Source organism: Microscilla marina ATCC 23134, assembly GCF_000169175.1.
In the GTDB taxonomy this organism is placed as follows: Bacteria; Bacteroidota; Bacteroidia; order Cytophagales; family Microscillaceae; genus Microscilla; species Microscilla marina.
Window position 1 is genome coordinate 36,939 of the sequence record NZ_AAWS01000017.1, and the last position, 15,538, is coordinate 52,476.

Here is a 15,538-nt window from a genome sequence, read left to right on the forward strand (position 1 = left end):
TTTGTTACTTGAACCATTAAAATACTATAAGTCAAAAGTTGCTCGATGGACATTTGACTTTGTCTCCTAAATATTCAAGTAACATGAGCCAAACAGATCAAAGAAAAAAACTCGATATTACGCTTTCTATAGATGTGTATGATCGCCCGTCAGAACTTGCCCCAGAGTATGCCAGCTTGCTCAAAGCCGCCGAAAAAATAACCCATCAGGCGTATGCCCCTTATTCCAATTTTTTGGTAGGCGCAGCCATTTTGCTGGATGATGGAACAGTAGTGACAGGGAGCAATCAAGAAAACGCGGCTTACCCTTCTGGTATTTGTGCCGAGCGAACCGCTATTTATTATACTGGTGCCCAATACCCCAACCGTACAATCAAAGCCATTGCAGTAGCTGCTCAGCGGGGCGATGAAGTATTTTTACCAGCTGCACCCTGTGGGGCTTGTCGCCAGGCAATGCTCGAATATGAAGAAAAACAGCCTCATAACATTCAGTTGATTTTGCAAGGTCAAGAAGAGAAGGTGTATGTAGTTTCGTCTATTGCCGATTTATTGCCCCTTAAGTTTGGTAAGAAAAACTTGAACTCTGGCGAATAAGATAAGCACAAAAAAAACAATAAGTTCGCGGAGCTACTCCCAGCGAACTTATTGGTTTGATAGTATTGGTGTATTTCTAAATTTAAGACTCTTTTTTCTCCGTCTCTTCTTTCTCGTCAGCTTTAGCCTCTTTCTCTTCTTCTTCATGTGTACCATTGGCTAACTCTTCCAATGTTTCGGGCGTATTTTCGACAATTAGCTTATACCAACTAATCAGTTTTTTTACGTCTGATACATACACTTTTTCTTCATCATAATCAGGCACTATGCTTTTCAAAAATGCCATCAAATCTGCTGAAGAGGCTTTAGAGTTGAGTTTTTGTATATCTTCGTTAAAGTCTTGATATATCTTTAGAATAACATTTGCCAAAGGCACCGAGCCTTCTTGATCTGTTGTGTAGATGGATACTTCTTTCAACACTGACATACGGCTGGTAGCTCCCACTACCACCTTGCGTTTTTTCTTATCCAATGATTCTACAATCACACCAGAACGCGTAGGTTTTACTACTTTAAACAACCCTGGTTTTCCTGAGATGGCAGCAATCTTTTTTAAATCCATTCGATTTGATATTTTTTGATAAAAATTGATTCGAAAGTTTTACTTTCTTTAAGCAACGTTTTCAAAATAAGTTTCCATATTTAGTAAATTTACCCAAAGCCAGACGGGGTACTTTTAGCCGAAGGCAGAGCTACGGGCAATAAAAGCAACGAAGTATAGCCAAGGGGATAAAACTAAACCGGACGGTTATTGCAAACACGTTACTAAGCAATATGTATAATATGCAGCACGTGTTTTCTTCATATTTATCTAGTCTAAAAATGAACAAAACACCATACACCTTTTGCAAAATAGCCTCAAAAATAGACATTTTTTAAAAACGATACGTAATGATGCGTTAAAATGTCTATGTGTTTTGTGGCTTTAACACTAAATCAGATCAACGTTTCAATGTTGGAAAGTCTTATTTACGTCCCTTATGAATTTTAATATTTCGTCGCATCCTAACCCTGACACCGACGAAGTGACAAAGTGAGTGGGCATTTCTTCCCAGGTTCTAAGTATAGCCTTGCGGTAGCTGGCTATAGCCTGAGGCAGTTTGTTAGACGATAATTTGTCTGATTTGGTAAACACCATTGTAAAAGGAACTCTCTCTTCACCGAGCCACTCCAAAAACTCCAGATCAATTTTTTGGGGCTCATGGCGAGCATCTATCAATACAAAAATACCTAGTAACACTTCTCGTTTCAAGATGTAGTCATTGATCATCTTGCCCCATTTTTTGCGTTCGGTTTTACTTGCTTTGGCGTAACCATACCCTGGCAAATCTACCAGGTGCCAGCGATCGTTGATAAGAAAATGATTGATAGTTTGGGTTTTACCCGGATTTTGAGATGTCTTTGCCAGGCTTTTTCTATTGGTCAACTTGTTAATCAAGGAAGACTTCCCCACGTTCGAACGTCCAATAAAAGCATATTCAGGCTGGTGTACTGCCGGGCATTGGGTGTAGTCGGTACTACTTTTGATAAATTCGGCACTTTTAACTTCCATGATCTTACTATTTTAAAAAAATTGGTACTAACTGCAAAAATACGATATTTTCAGGCAAACTGTATTTGTCAAAGGGCTTTTTAGATCAATGACATCATTTATTAGGTCTGGTGCACCTCACTTAAGACAATACTTCGATGCTTTTCACCTAGGTGTAGCCAAACCTCATCAAGGGGTTTATAATCTTCGCCAAATAAAAACCATGCGTAGGTATTTTTGGCAACCAATGTAAAAATACGGCTTTACAAGAAAATATATAATCTATTGATTTTCAGCGGAGGGTTAATCAATTTTTTAGCACATACTGGTATACTTGCATCAAATCCTGGGCTAATTTATCACCCGCAAAATTTTTGCGATGTTGTTGTCCTTTGGCAATCATTTCTTGCTGTAAATCAGTATCATTGAGTACTTGCTTGAGCACATCAATGACTGAATCGACATTGTGTGGATCTATATATTGAGCAGCGTTTCCGCCCGACTCGGGAAAACAACTGCCCTGACTTGTGATCACGGGGGTATCAGAATGTAAAGCCTCAAGAATAGGAATACCAAAACCCTCGAAAATAGAAGGATAAACAAATAATTGAGCCATTTGATATAAACCTGGCAAGTGCTTTAGAGGTACCTGATGCAAAAAAATAATAGGGGCTTTGGGTGGTTTTTGAGCAATTAGGTTTTTGAGCGTATCGAGATAGGGGGTAGGGCTCCCCACTACTACCAGCGGCATATCAATCGCTTCTTTTTGCATGGCTTCTATCACAATGCCTATGTTTTTGCGGGCTTCTATAGTACCCACCGACAACATATAGTTTTGGGGCAAATGGTATACAGTGCTTAATTGACTTTTTTCTTCTTTGCTTACCAACTTGCTAAAAGATGAGTGGCAGTTTTGATAAACCACACTTATTTTATCGGGGGAAATATTCATAAAGTCGACCAAATCGGCTTTAGTTTGCTTACTTACTGCAATCACCCGGTCGGCAGCTTGGGCAGCGTGGCGAAACTTACGGGTATCTATCATCCGGTCAGCCTTTTTGTACAATGTTGGGTAACGCAAAAATATAAGGTCATGAATAGTAACTACCGATTTGCCTTTAAACTTGCCAATGTTTTTGGGCAGTTGGTTGCTCAACCCGTGAAACAAGTCTATGTCGTCGCGTTGTAGGTCTTTTGCCATCCAAAGGCTACGCCAAAGCGATTTTAGCTTGCGGTTTGTCCAGCTTTGGGGTGTCTTGATGATGGGTTGTTTTGGTAAGTTAAACGCAATGGTGTCTTGGTCAGAGGGGGTATAAAGGCAATATTGGTGCTCAGGGTAGTGTTGAGCAAGCAATTGCAGCATATTGCGACTGTAGTTTCCTAGGCCACTGCGATTAAAAAAAGCTCTTTTTGCATCAAATCCTATCTTCATACCTATTTTTGTGCTTTGGTTGATAGCCCATAGTATTTATAAGTGCGACAGTCGCCTCGGTTTGTGTCCCCACAACCGAAAAATGTCTGGCAGTATGGCGTTTTTTACTAAAAACATCTAATAATCAGTGTTTTATAGATTTTTTAGTTGCTAGGATAACAGGAACTAACTTGAAGCACCGATATTCATCGGTATCTAAGGACTTGCCCCCTGTTGGTTGTTAGTGGAGCAGGGTATACCTAGAACCTAGTGCCTAGTACCTAAAACCCTATCAACCCTTTTAACTAACAAATTCATAAACCACTGAAAATAAGTATACTATGATTTTGTTAGTTGTCTCTGGAACAGGAGGCAACTTGAAGCTTGTTGCTTAAATCTTGCTCCTGTCGGTGCTATGGACTATTTAAATAAATTTAAAGTTGGAGATATTCTGTGAAAGTGCAAAAAATATTATTGATACAAACGGCTTTTATTGGTGATGTTATTCTGGGAACAGCAGTAATTGAAAAAATACATGCGTTTTACCCTGAAGCAAAAATTGATTTTTTGTTGCGCAAAGGCAACGAAAGTTTGCTCGAAGGGCACCCTCTGCTCAACGAAGTATTGGTGTGGAATAAGCAAGAAAACAAGAAAAAAAACATGTTTAGAATGATTAGCCGCATTCGACAAAACCGCTACGATGTGGTAGTAAACATGCAACGCTTTTTTGCTACTGGGCTCATGACAGCATTTTCGCGGGCTCCCCAGCGCATTGGCTTCAAAAAAAACCCGTTGGCGTGGTTGTTTTCCAAAAAGGTAGCCTATCAGTACGGTGACAGCATTCACGAAGTAGACCGAGTACTGGGACTGGTGGCGCACCTTACCAACGGGCAACGAGTACGCCCCAAACTATACCCCACCCAAGCCCAGTTTGCTAAGGTGGCTACCTATAGACAAAACACTCCTTATATATGTATGGCGCCTACTTCAGTGTGGTTTACCAAACAGTTTTTGCAAGAGCGTTGGATAGAGCTATTGCGCGCTATAGCACAAAAGTATGACACTCCGCCGCAGGTATATTTGTTAGGAGCACCTGGCGACAAGGCCGCATGCGAGCAAATAATGGCAGATGCCCAATACCCCAGCATCAAAAACTTGGCAGGAGAACTGACTTTGCTTGAGTCGGCTGCATTGATGCAAAACGCTCAGATGAACTACGTAAACGACTCGGCACCTATGCACCTTGCCTCGTCTATGAATGCCTCTAGTTGCACTATTTATTGCTCTACTGCCCCCAGTTTTGGCTATGGTCCTTTGTCTGATAATGCTACCATAGTACAAGTACCCGATTTGCCGTGCCGTCCTTGTGGTTTGCATGGGCATGCCGCCTGCCCCAAAGGACATTTTGATTGTGCCCAAAAAATAGAAATGGGAGAGTTGTTGGGGGCGCTTGAGTAGTACTTTAAGCAACTAAATCGGTAGGCGAAATATTCATTTGTTGCAGCAACTCACGTAGTTCTTGTAAAAATTGAGTTCTTTTATATTGGTATTGGTTTAGCGTAAAATCATCTTCATCGTTTGTATGCATTTCAATCATATAATCGATTTGTTGGATTTGCTCTAAAACTCCTATGAGTTCGTGGTTTACTTCTGAAGATAACTCTTGTTGGTTCATATTATTAATTGTTTATGATTTCTATAAATGCTTTTGAGAATTTTTTACCAGCGCTGTTTTTTCTAGTATGACTAAAAAAGTTTTCCCAATGTAATAGGTCTAATACTGTTGTGTTATGATACTTGTGGGTTGTTGGGTATAGCCTTATGAAATAGGCGTCAATTTTCTTTTTTTTTAGTTCATCATGATTGAGCAATTTTTGTGTAAGCAAACGCTGTTTTTTGCTAATACCTCATGGTCAATGAGTGTTACTAAATCAATATCATTTGGGTTGGTAGTAGTGAAACTTCCATTGATCCATTGAGTAAAATTCGGTGTAATTCCTTGTCTAAAGCTCTCCATATATTCTTGGTAATTAGCAAAAATTAAATGCCGAGAAGAATCATTATCAAAAGGAAGAAATAAAGTTTTCTTTAAACTCTTCATGAGATAGTTGAATTCTAATATTTTTATCTTGAGGAATTAGCAATCCTCTTATGTTAAACGTTAAGCTCATTATTATTATATAGATAAAATATATACTTCATTCAAATATACGAACGATTCCATTAGCAAAAGTTATTTCAAAACAACTTAAGCTACAAATAGTTAAGTGGTTATGAAAAATTACTTAATCATTGGAGGCTCGTCTGGCATAGGCAAAGCCCTGGTAGCACAACTAGCCAGCGAGGGGCATCAAGTATATGCTACCTATCATACCACCGAAGTAAACAACACGACTGCAGGCGTACAATACCACCCGCTCAATGTAACAGATGAAACCCTTAATTTAGACTTTCTGCCTGACAGTCTCGACGGGGTAGCCTATTGCCCAGGTAGCATCAATTTATTGCCCTTTGCCCGCATCAAACCCCAGCAATTTGCCAATGATTATGAGCTACAGGTATTGGGCGCAATAAAGGTGCTGCAGGCAGTACAAAAAAAAATGAAAGCTGCGAATAATGCCTCAGTGGTGTTTTTTTCTACCGTAGCCGTACAAACCGGTTTTGCGTTTCACGCGCAGGTGGCTGCTTCTAAAGGTGCCGTTGAGGGTTTGACCCGTGCTTTGGCGGCAGAGTTTGCCCCTAGCATTAGAGTAAATGCCATTGCGCCTTCTATTACCGATACCCCATTGGCAGGTCGTTTACTCAACTCTGATGATAAAAAAGACAAAAACGCCCAACGCCACCCGCTCAAAAAAATAGGCACTCCTGACGACATTGCTCAAACGGCGGCTTTTCTGCTCTCTGACAAAGCCAATTGGATGACTGGACAAATTATTCATGTAGACGGAGGGATGTCAAGCGTAAAATTATAAATTGATACCTATGCATTTGACCAAAGAAGACATTGAAAATACCGAAAGGGTAAAACGATTAAATATTATCAACTCAGTGAGTGGTATCAAACCCGCCAACCTCATTGGGTCTATCTCTGACAACGACGAGCCTAATCTGGCCATTTTTAGCTCAGTAGTACATTTGGGCAGCAATCCGGCTTTGTTGGGGTTTATTATGCGTCCCAAGGGTGAGGTGCGCCGCCATACCTACGAAAACATCTGCGACAACGGCCTGTATACCATCAACCATGTGCACGAATCGTTTGTCGAGCAAGCGCATTATACCTCAGTAAAGTTTGATAAAGGCGAATCGGAGTTTGACAAATGCCGTCTTACCGAAGAATATTTGTTTGATTTTAAAGCCCCTTTTGTCAAAGAAAGCAAGCTCAAGCTAGGGATGAGGTTTGTGCAGGAAGTGCCCATCCAAATAAATGGCACTACTTTGATTATTGGCGAAATTATGCACCTGATAGCGCCCGATGAAGCAGTAAACGACCAAGGCTACATAGACCTGGCAAGCTTGGGCGATGTAGGCATTTCGGGTTTGAACAGTTATTATACCCTTCAGAAAACCGCCCAACACCCTTATGCACGGGTGAGCAATTTGCCCAATTTTTCATAAAAAAGCCCTTGTACTTATAAAATGAGTACAAGAGCTTTGAGTTCTTGGTAAGTTTCTCAAAAATGATATTTGCCCCTTGGGTATGCAGGGTTTTCTTATAAAAGGCTATTTAGGAGAATATACCCCCGAAAAACCATATTTCCGCCTCGGGCAGTGTCTCCACGCCCGATCAAAACATTGTACTTTGCAAGCTTCAGAGAGGTTTCTCATTTTTTATAAGAAAGCTCTACTTGGGTATGCTTTAAAAGCGAGTCTTATCTCGTGCTTGTTTTCTCTTTCTTCAAACTTATTATGAAATACCGCTGCTCTTTCTATAGTCATTAAGAGATCGTCTACCCTTTGGCGTAACAAGCCGAGTTGGTCGTCTAGTTTGCGTTTGGTGACATAACAAACAGGCGCTTTGTGGTGTGGATAAAGGTCGAGTATTTCGTCGGTATCGAAGGTAAGTGCCTCAAGGTTTCGGCGAATTTTTTGCTGAACTGCCCATAAGTTGGCATACTCCATAATACCTGAGGTTTCTTGGTCGGCTCTAGCTTTTCGCTCTGCAAAATTTTCGTTACTTTGCATACTGTAATAATTTTTTGTTACAAAAAGCCCTTGAGGTAGATGTTCCAAATCTTTGACCTCTTGGGCTATATTTCACTTGAAATACAGAGTAAATATAGTAATTTTTTCGCTTTTATTTATTTTAAGCGAAAAAATTATTCTGATTTCCCTTCAAATCTATATACTACGCTAAAATACCCATAATCACTTAAAATTCGTTTCATCCGTTTTTCAGATACTTTTCTCCCTTCTTTATAAAAAGAATACTTTGCATCTTTTATCTCAAGCTTTTGTTTTGATGAGAGTTTAGGGTATTCGTTTTCCAAAAACCAGCGAAAGGCTTCTTCTATGGTGTCAAATTCTTGCATGGGTCTGTTTGTTTTACTGGTGAATATACAAGATTTTTTGTTTGAAAATATAAGGAAGGGATTTGTGAGAATATTTTACTACACAAATTGGAAGTAGCCAAACAGCCCCTGTATTGGCAAAACCAGTACAAGGGCTGTTATCTTTGTTAAGTTCTTAGTTTTTTCAAAAATGATATTTGCCCCTTGGGTATGCTTTAAAAGCCAGCCTTATCTCGTGCTTGTTTTCTCTTTCTTCAAACTTATTATGAAATACCGCTGCTCTTTCTATAGTGATTAAGAGATCGTCTACCCTTTGGCGCAACAAGCCGAGTTGGTCGTCTAGCTTGCGTTTGGTGACATAACAAACAGGCGCTTTGTGGTGTGGATAAAGGTCGAGTATTTCGTCGGTATCGAAGGTAAGTGCCTCAAGGTTTCGGCGAATTTTTTGTTGAATTGCCCATAAGTTGGCATACTCCATAATACCTGAGGTTTCTTGGTCGGCTCTAGCTTTTCGCTCTGCAAAATTTTCGTTACTTTGCATACTGTAATAATTTTTTGTTACAAAAAGCCCTTGAGGTAGATCTTCCAAATCTTTGACCTCTTGGGCTATATTTCACTTGAAATACAGAGTAAATATAGTATAATATCGTTAAAAATAATATTAATAACGATGTTATTTTTTATTACTTCCATATTTATATACTGTTTTAAACTCTCCATATTTTTCCATTACGTTTACCATTTTCTTTTTAGATAAACTGCGTCCTTCTTTGTAAAAAGAATATTTTACGTCTTTTAACTTGACCTTATCTTCTGAGGATAAATTAGGAAAGTCGTTTTCCAGAAACCAGCGAAAGGCTTCTTCTATGGTGTCAAATTCTTGCATGGCAATGTGTGTTTTGCGGATAAATATACAAGGTTTTTGGGTAAAAGTGTAAGAGTTTGATCATTCGTCGGAACGCTTGCCCAAGCGAAGAAAATTCACCCAAAAAAACGCCTGCTCTCCATTGGTGCTTAGAGCTAAATTCAATCTGTTAACATCAGATATTAAGTTAGCTACAGTTGATATAATATTCTCTCGACGAAACATTTAAAATATATTTATAAAAAACAGGAGGTGAAAACTATTGAATAACCTTGTATATTTGGCGCCACATCATCGCTTGATTGTGTCATTATACAAAAAATATATCGCCCCTTATCACATATACCTACTACTATTGCTGGGGGCGGTAGTGCTAGAGATGGGGCACCACTGGTTGCATTACCTCGATGCACATCATCATGGGGGTGTACATCATCACACCCACGCCCATGCCACAGAAGATCACCACGGGCACGACCACATCAAAGAATTGTTTGTATTAGTAGCACCGCCTGTACATTTGCATCACCATTTGCCACAGGTAGTGGCTACTACTGGCAAATACTTTACTAAACCAAGGTTGCTTTTTTGTTTAAAACAAACCTTGTATATGTTCTCCCTCCCTTTTTATCAAGCAAGCACTGTTTCTATTACACTTGTGCCTGCCTCTCCTCCGCCTCAGGCTTAACATTTTGTTTGTCAGTTGTTTAGCCAGTACCTTAACCATTAAGTAAATACCCTATTATTTGGGATGAGTTTTGTTTTCTGACGCACTTCAAAAATCGCGCATAGCCTTAGCTACGCAAGTTTTTTGAAGTAAAGTCAGTGGGCAAAAATCGCCGAAATAATGAGTGAGGTATTTAGTGGTTGAGGTACTAGTATTATCACTTGATTTTTTTCACTTAAAAGTTATAGTAACAGAATTGTTATGTCTTTTTTTAAAAATATTTTTATCTGCGGACTCTTGTGGTTGGCAGTAATAAGCACCTCGTTTGCTGCTCACCAAGGTTCTATACAAGGAATAGTGCAAAGCGCCAACGATCATTTACCATTGGCAGGAGCCAGTGTGTTTTTAGTAGAAACTAGCCAAGGTGTTGCCACCGATGCATTTGGCAAATACCAACTCGACCACCTAAAGGCAGGGCAATACACGTTGAGGTTTTCTTACATTGGGTACCAAACCCAACAAGTCAATGTAACAGTAAAAGACAATGAAAGTGTAAGGCTGACTACTTTGTTGACGTCCAGCAATCTTATGTTGTCAGAAATAATGGTATCGACCCCAAAAACTGTAGGTAGCGAAGAGCTCAACCCCCTTGGCAATGTCGATATTTTGTTGCGCCCCACGCAGTCGTCACAAGACATCTTGCGCATTGTACCCGGGCTTTTTATTGCGCAACACGCTGGAGGTGGCAAAGCAGAACAAATATTTTTGCGCGGCTTTGACATTGACCACGGCACCGACATTCACCTGTCGGTAGACGGCATGCCAGTAAATATGGTGTCGCACGCGCACGGTCAGGGCTATGCAGACTTGCATTTTGTTATTCCGGAAACGGTAGAAAGGGTAGACTTTCAGAAAGGGATGTACAACGCCGATAAGGGTAATTTTGCCACGGCGGGGTTTGTTGCTTTTCAAACCAAAGACGCATTAGAGCAGAGCAGTATTTTGCTGGAAGCCGGGCAGTTTGATACTTATCGGGTAGTAGGAATGCTCGATTTGTTGAGCGAAAAACAGAAAAAAGAAAATCGCCAAAGTGCTTACCTTGCCGCCGAATATATGGGCTCGGCGGGCTACTTTGAGAGTTCGCAAAACTTTAGCCGTTTGAACCTAATGGCAAAGTACCACCACTACCTAAGCGACAACAAAATGTTGACTGTACAAGCGTCTACTTTTAGCAGTCAATGGGATGCCTCCGGGCAAATTCCTCAACGAGCAGTTGATCAAGGGCTTATTTCGCGCTGGGGCGCAATAGACGATACCGAAGGGGGCGAAACCAGCCGTACCCAAATATCGGTGAAACTTAAGCAGATGATGGACAATGGGGCTATCTGGGACAACCAAGTGTACTTGATCGATTATAACTTTGAGCTGTATTCTAACTTTACCTTCTTTTTGAATGACCCAGTGAATGGCGATCAAATTCGCCAGAAGGAAAATCGCAGTATCTTTGGATACCAGACCAACTACCACTTAGAGAGTGATTTTGGCGGCACTAAGTTGTTTAGTCACCTGGGGGCTGGCATTCGCCGCGACAATGTGCGAAATAATGAGCTTTCGCGCACCTTGGGGCGACGTACCACCCTTAGTACAGTCTCATTGGGCAACGTGCAAGAGACCAATGTTTTTGCATTTATAAACGAAACCTTGCAGTTGACGCCCCGCCTTAAGGCAAATGTTGGGGTGCGGGTAGACCATTTTGACTTTGAGTACATTGATGCCCTTAGCAGCAATTATCAACGACAAAACCAAGCGCAAACCATTGTAAGCCCTAAACTAAGCTTGAGCTATACACTCAACCCAGCGGTAGAGTTGTTTGCCAAGTCGGGCTATGGGTTTCACTCAAACGATGCAAGGGTAGTAGTAGCTCAACAGACTACCCAAACCTTGCCTAGCGCTTTGGGTGCCGATGTTGGGGTAAACCTGAAACCCTTTGCCAATATGTACCTGTCGGTAGCGGGTTGGTGGCTCGACCTTGAGCAAGAGTTTGTATACGTAGGCGACGAGGGCATAGTAGAACCCAGCGGCGAAACACGTCGCTTGGGGGTAGACTTTGCTTTGCGTTATCAGATTACCCCTTGGCTGTATGCCGATGCCAACGTAAGTTGGACCCACGCACGCAGCACACAAGCACCCGAAGGCGAAAACCTGATTCCGCTTGCACCTTCTTTTACCAGCATAGGAGGCTTGACTTTCAAAACCAAAGCGGGTTGGAACGGTAGCTTGCGTTATCGTTGGATGGACGATCGGGCTGCCAATGAAGACAACAGCGTGATTGCGCAAGGGTATTTTTTGTTAGACGCCAGCCTAAACTATACCCACAAACGATTTGAGGTGAGTTTTTCGGCGCAAAACCTGTTAGATCAAGCCTGGGACGAAGCCCAGTTTGACACAGAGTCACGTTTGCAAAACGAAGCCAACCCTGTATCTGAAATTCATTTTACCCCAGGTACTCCATTTTTTGCCAAGGTAGGAGTGAAGCTCTTTTTTTAGTAGGCTTCTACGATGAATAAAAAGCCCTTGTACTGTTCTTATAAGTACAAGGGCTTTCTTTGTTTATTCAACCTCAATGTCTCGGTTTTGTTCCGCGTTTTTAGTCAGGTATGTACATGCTTGTACATCAGGCATCAAATTGTCTATTTTTTTGCGTAATAGACGCAAGCGTGGATACAATTGACTTACCGTAACAGTACACTTGATGCCCAGTTGGTACGGATATATCTCTAGCAAATCGTCTGCGTCGAACTTGATAATTTCCAGAGTTTCGCGGATGTTTTGTTGTAAAAACCAGATTTCTGTGGCAAGCATATAGGTTTGGGCTTTCTCTTTGGTGGTATTTTTCTGAGCCAAATAATTTTCATTACCTTGCATACTGTAATAATTTTTTGTTACAAAAAGCCCTTGAGGTGGTTCGTCAAAACTTTAACCTCTTGGGCTATATTTCACTTGAAATACAGAGTAAATATACATAATTAATATTGCATATAAAAAATAATTGCAATATTTACTCTTCCTTTTTTGTGAATTGATATACAGTTTTAAACTCTCCATATTCGCTTAAAACCCGCTTCATTCTTTTCTCCGATACCTTTCTATCTTCGCTATAGTAGCAATACTTTACATCTCGTAGTTTTATTTTAGATGCGGTAGGTAACTCAGGAAATACGTTTTCAAGAAACCAGCGAAAGGCTTCTTCTATGGTGTCAAATTCTTGCATTGGTTTGTTTGTTTTACTGGTGAATATACAGGATTTTTGGGTAAAAAACATTTATGAAGTTATTGAGCTACCGTCATCAGGGTTTGAGGGAGTTTCCTGAAGAAATACGGCAAACCCCCCGTATTACCAATCTTAACCTAAGCGATAACCAGATTGAGAGAATACCTGCATGGGTTACCACATTAAAAAACTTACAAGTACTTTACCTCAACAATAACCAAATTACCAATATAGACAAGTTGTGCGATTTGCCCCACCTCGAAGTACTTCAGTTGAACAATAACCAAATTAGTAGTATACCTGGGTCAATCAGGAGTTTAACCAACTTGAAACGCTTGTACATCAATAATAATCTACTGGTAGAGGTACCCACCGCACTAGGAGCGCTTACCCAATTGAAGCAGTTATTGCTTGCCAAAAACCAGTTAGTTGACTTGCCTGACGCTATAGGCAAGCTGATAAATTTAACAATCTTAAACTTGTTTGACAACCGCCTGGAGCAACTCCCCGACACTATAGGCAACCTTACCCAGCTTACCTATTTGCAGTTGGGTTTCAACTGCCTTGTCCGGCTACCCCACACCCTACAGTGTTTACAAGCGCTTACTCATTTAGAGGTTTTTTCTAACCAACTGCATACATTGCCGGAGCTTGCCCGCCTCCCAAACCTCCAAAAGCTCAATGTAGGCGATAACTATTTGTCAGGCATCGAGCAGCTTCCCGCCAGTTTAACAGAAGTCAGCATTTATCATAACCCCCTAGAGGCAATTGCATCAGAGCTGATCGATTGCTTTAAAAACAAGGAAAATAATCTGTTTGAATATTTGTATGTAGACACCCAACAGATGCAAAGGTTGAATATTGACCCTCAGGAGTTTGACAAAACCCTCAAGGTGGTAGACTTGGCAAACAAGAAAGCGAGTGCGCGAGACCTAAACTATATGCCCCTGGAGCTGCGACAAAAATGGCAAATTATAGGTGAGTGGACTTAAACTTGCCACTTTCTTTTGGTAGTGGTATACGGTAAGTTGTGACAAGTTCAATATTCACGAGTTAGCCCAACAAACAAGTACCTGAAGTTACAAAATATAACTCTTCATCACAAAACCCTCCGCAAAACCCAACTTAAGATAAAGCCCTTTGCCCATTGCCGAGGCTTGCAGGGTAGCATACTCTAGCTGTTGGACAGTGGCAAGCTGCAATACCTCATGCATAATGGCTTCGGCATATCCTTGGCGGCGCATGTTGGGTGTAATGCCTACCATGTGAATGCCCGCTATGTTTTTTTGGGTGCGATAAAGCATAGCCGTGCCTACAGGCTCGTTGGTATGGTTATACACTGTAAAGAATTGAGCGTTTTTGGGGTGATTGGCTACAAACTTGGGCGAAATATAATAGCCAAAGGCTTGTTCAAACAACTCAGACCAAAGCGTTGCTTCATTGCTGTGTGTTACAGGCTTCAGTATTACCCTAGTTTGTTGGTGTGGGTAAGTATTGCCCAGTTTGAGCGACATGCCTATTTGCTCAAAAGCTACCCTAAACCCTTGAGCCGCAAAAACTTTGTCTGCGTCTTGGTTGGGCTGGTGCACATACGGCACTACCATTGGTTGAGGCAAGCCTTGTATTTTTTCTTTGACTGCCTGCAAAAGAGCTGGGGTCAAAGGTTGGTGCAACCACACTCGATTAGGCCACTCGGCATCGAGATTTACACAATAGCTAAAATCTTCGCCTGCAAAATGCATCTTATACAATTTGCTGGTTTCTGCCCAATAAGCAGTTAAGTTGTCAAAATTTGCTTCAGTAAGATTTAATGTTGTGGTGTTCATGTTGTGGTATTTTTTTTTGATTTAATGTTTGTAAATGGTATGCAATCTCTACCAAATAAAAAATGTGTAACCTTCTGATTTTTAGTGAAATAATAGGCATTTATGCGCACGCAATGGCTATTGGCTGAATACTCTAACTCATAAATATGAGTTTTTTCGCTACTAGAAGAACAGGCTGTAATACCGATATAAATCGGTATCTAAGGACTTGCGACTTGTTGCTTAAAGCTTGCTCCTGTCGTGGACTATTACTCATTTCCAGTTAATCAATACAATACCCGTTACCATTGCCAATACGCCCAGCAAACGCTGTAGATTGATGGGCTCTTGAGGCAAGCCAAACCAGCCAAAATGCCCCGCAATTACGGCAAATGCCAGTTGTCCACTTAAGCCCAGCGAGATCATAGTAGACACACCCAAACGTGGAATGGTGTAGTAGTATAAGCTAATGCCCAGCAAACTAAACAGCCCACCCGCAAACCATAAATAATAGGGCACCTCTCTGATTTGGTGCCAGGTGGGGATAGTACGCACGCCCAGCGTTACAAAGAGCAAGGCAAATACTGCACTGCCAAAAAATGCTACCAATGCCCCCAACAAAGGATGTTTGAGCAATACGCTTAGTTGGGCGTTGAGTCCACCTTGAACGGCAAGAAAAACCCCACCAGTAAATGCCAGTGTTGATAATATAAATTGATTCATAGTCCAAAGGTAGGAGGGAGGGAGGTACTTTGCATGTACATTTGTTGAGAGCATGTAATTTTTTTTGCACAAAAAGGGAAAAGATACTCGTTAGGTTTTTTCTACCAAAAGGGTTAAATTGTACGTTAAAACTATAACTAAACTAATTTATAAAATATGTTATT

At 41.0% G+C, this 15,538-nt stretch carries 20 protein-coding genes; 7 read left to right on the forward strand and 13 right to left on the reverse strand.

What is annotated here, in order from left to right:
- The first annotated feature begins 83 nt into the window (after positions 1-83).
- Positions 84-593 carry a cytidine deaminase gene (cdd, locus tag M23134_RS17065; RefSeq protein WP_002698285.1) on the forward strand — a complete coding sequence of 170 codons (510 nt, stop codon included), beginning with the start codon at positions 84-86 and terminating at the stop codon, positions 591-593.
- An 82-nt stretch (positions 594-675) separates the two neighbouring features.
- Here the strand turns inward: cdd and M23134_RS17070 are convergent, their stop codons facing one another.
- The 3 genes from M23134_RS17070 to M23134_RS17080 form a co-directional block, all read right to left on the reverse strand.
- Entirely contained in the window at positions 676-1,155 is a 480-nt protein-coding gene (locus M23134_RS17070; RefSeq protein WP_002698287.1) for a DUF5606 family protein, read from the reverse strand.
- 387 nt (positions 1,156-1,542) lie between these two features.
- The gene (gene yihA / locus M23134_RS17075) at positions 1,543-2,145 is read right to left on the reverse strand and encodes a ribosome biogenesis GTP-binding protein YihA/YsxC (protein WP_002698289.1); all 603 of its coding nucleotides are present in this window, start codon (positions 2,143-2,145) and stop codon (positions 1,543-1,545) included.
- A 286-nt stretch (positions 2,146-2,431) separates the two neighbouring features.
- Positions 2,432-3,556 carry a glycosyltransferase family 4 protein gene (locus M23134_RS17080; RefSeq protein WP_045113759.1) on the reverse strand — a complete coding sequence of 375 codons (1,125 nt, stop codon included), beginning with the start codon at positions 3,554-3,556 and terminating at the stop codon, positions 2,432-2,434.
- A 432-nt stretch (positions 3,557-3,988) separates the two neighbouring features.
- Here M23134_RS17080 and M23134_RS17085 point away from each other — a divergent pair, with 432 nt between their 5' ends.
- On the forward strand, positions 3,989-4,993 hold the full coding sequence (locus M23134_RS17085) for a glycosyltransferase family 9 protein (RefSeq protein ID WP_316928796.1): 1,005 nt from the start codon (positions 3,989-3,991) through the stop codon (positions 4,991-4,993).
- 4 nt (positions 4,994-4,997) lie between these two features.
- On the opposite strand, the gene M23134_RS17090 is transcribed toward M23134_RS17085, so the two are convergent.
- Positions 4,998-5,210: a hypothetical protein gene (locus tag M23134_RS17090; RefSeq protein WP_002698294.1), complete on the reverse strand. Its 213-nt coding sequence runs from the start codon at positions 5,208-5,210 to the stop codon at positions 4,998-5,000.
- 174 nt (positions 5,211-5,384) lie between these two features.
- Positions 5,385-5,636 carry a DUF6932 family protein gene (locus M23134_RS17095; RefSeq protein ID WP_045113760.1) on the reverse strand — a complete coding sequence of 84 codons (252 nt, stop codon included), beginning with the start codon at positions 5,634-5,636 and terminating at the stop codon, positions 5,385-5,387.
- Positions 5,637-5,808: 172 nt separating this feature from the next.
- On the opposite strand from M23134_RS17095, the gene M23134_RS17100 reads away from it, so the two are divergent.
- Together M23134_RS17100 and M23134_RS17105 are read left to right on the forward strand one after the other, a co-directional pair.
- Positions 5,809-6,507 (forward strand): SDR family NAD(P)-dependent oxidoreductase, encoded by a 699-nt coding sequence (locus M23134_RS17100; RefSeq protein ID WP_002698297.1) that lies wholly within the window; start codon positions 5,809-5,811, stop codon positions 6,505-6,507.
- Positions 6,508-6,517: 10 nt separating this feature from the next.
- Positions 6,518-7,150 carry a flavin reductase family protein gene (locus M23134_RS17105; protein ID WP_002698299.1) on the forward strand — a complete coding sequence of 211 codons (633 nt, stop codon included), beginning with the start codon at positions 6,518-6,520 and terminating at the stop codon, positions 7,148-7,150.
- 213 nt (positions 7,151-7,363) lie between these two features.
- On the opposite strand, the gene M23134_RS17110 is transcribed toward M23134_RS17105, so the two are convergent.
- From M23134_RS17110 to M23134_RS17125, 4 genes are all read right to left on the reverse strand, one after another.
- The gene (locus M23134_RS17110) at positions 7,364-7,717 is read right to left on the reverse strand and encodes a hypothetical protein (RefSeq protein WP_002698301.1); all 354 of its coding nucleotides are present in this window, start codon (positions 7,715-7,717) and stop codon (positions 7,364-7,366) included.
- Positions 7,718-7,851: 134 nt separating this feature from the next.
- A complete protein-coding gene (locus M23134_RS17115) occupies positions 7,852-8,064 on the reverse strand; it encodes a hypothetical protein (protein ID WP_002698303.1) in 213 nt (70 codons plus the stop codon).
- A gap of 163 nt (positions 8,065-8,227) precedes the next feature.
- The gene (locus M23134_RS17120; RefSeq protein WP_002698305.1) at positions 8,228-8,584 is read right to left on the reverse strand and encodes a hypothetical protein; all 357 of its coding nucleotides are present in this window, start codon (positions 8,582-8,584) and stop codon (positions 8,228-8,230) included.
- 132 nt (positions 8,585-8,716) lie between these two features.
- Positions 8,717-8,929 carry a hypothetical protein gene (locus tag M23134_RS17125; protein WP_002698307.1) on the reverse strand — a complete coding sequence of 71 codons (213 nt, stop codon included), beginning with the start codon at positions 8,927-8,929 and terminating at the stop codon, positions 8,717-8,719.
- 241 nt (positions 8,930-9,170) lie between these two features.
- Here M23134_RS17125 and M23134_RS17130 point away from each other — a divergent pair, with 241 nt between their 5' ends.
- Positions 9,171-9,596: a hypothetical protein gene (locus M23134_RS17130; RefSeq protein ID WP_045113761.1), complete on the forward strand. Its 426-nt coding sequence runs from the start codon at positions 9,171-9,173 to the stop codon at positions 9,594-9,596.
- Between the two features lie 240 nt (positions 9,597-9,836).
- A complete protein-coding gene (locus M23134_RS17135) occupies positions 9,837-12,122 on the forward strand; it encodes a TonB-dependent receptor (protein WP_002698311.1) in 2,286 nt (761 codons plus the stop codon).
- Positions 12,123-12,185: 63 nt separating this feature from the next.
- Here M23134_RS17135 and M23134_RS17140 read toward each other — a convergent pair whose 3' ends face one another.
- On the reverse strand, positions 12,186-12,500 hold the full coding sequence (locus M23134_RS17140; protein WP_002698313.1) for a hypothetical protein: 315 nt from the start codon (positions 12,498-12,500) through the stop codon (positions 12,186-12,188).
- A 133-nt stretch (positions 12,501-12,633) separates the two neighbouring features.
- Complete coding sequence (locus M23134_RS17145) at positions 12,634-12,846, reverse strand: hypothetical protein (protein WP_045113780.1); 213 nt, start codon at positions 12,844-12,846, stop codon at positions 12,634-12,636.
- Between the two features lie 53 nt (positions 12,847-12,899).
- Here M23134_RS17145 and M23134_RS42625 point away from each other — a divergent pair, with 53 nt between their 5' ends.
- Positions 12,900-13,838, forward strand: a complete 939-nt coding sequence (locus tag M23134_RS42625; protein ID WP_002698316.1) for a leucine-rich repeat domain-containing protein — start codon at positions 12,900-12,902, stop codon at positions 13,836-13,838.
- 87 nt (positions 13,839-13,925) lie between these two features.
- Here M23134_RS42625 and M23134_RS17155 read toward each other — a convergent pair whose 3' ends face one another.
- Together M23134_RS17155 and M23134_RS17160 are read right to left on the reverse strand one after the other, a co-directional pair.
- A complete protein-coding gene (locus tag M23134_RS17155) occupies positions 13,926-14,672 on the reverse strand; it encodes a GNAT family N-acetyltransferase (RefSeq protein ID WP_002698318.1) in 747 nt (248 codons plus the stop codon).
- A gap of 252 nt (positions 14,673-14,924) precedes the next feature.
- Positions 14,925-15,374: a DMT family transporter gene (locus M23134_RS17160; RefSeq protein ID WP_002698321.1), complete on the reverse strand. Its 450-nt coding sequence runs from the start codon at positions 15,372-15,374 to the stop codon at positions 14,925-14,927.
- Between the last annotated feature and the right edge of the window lie 164 nt (positions 15,375-15,538).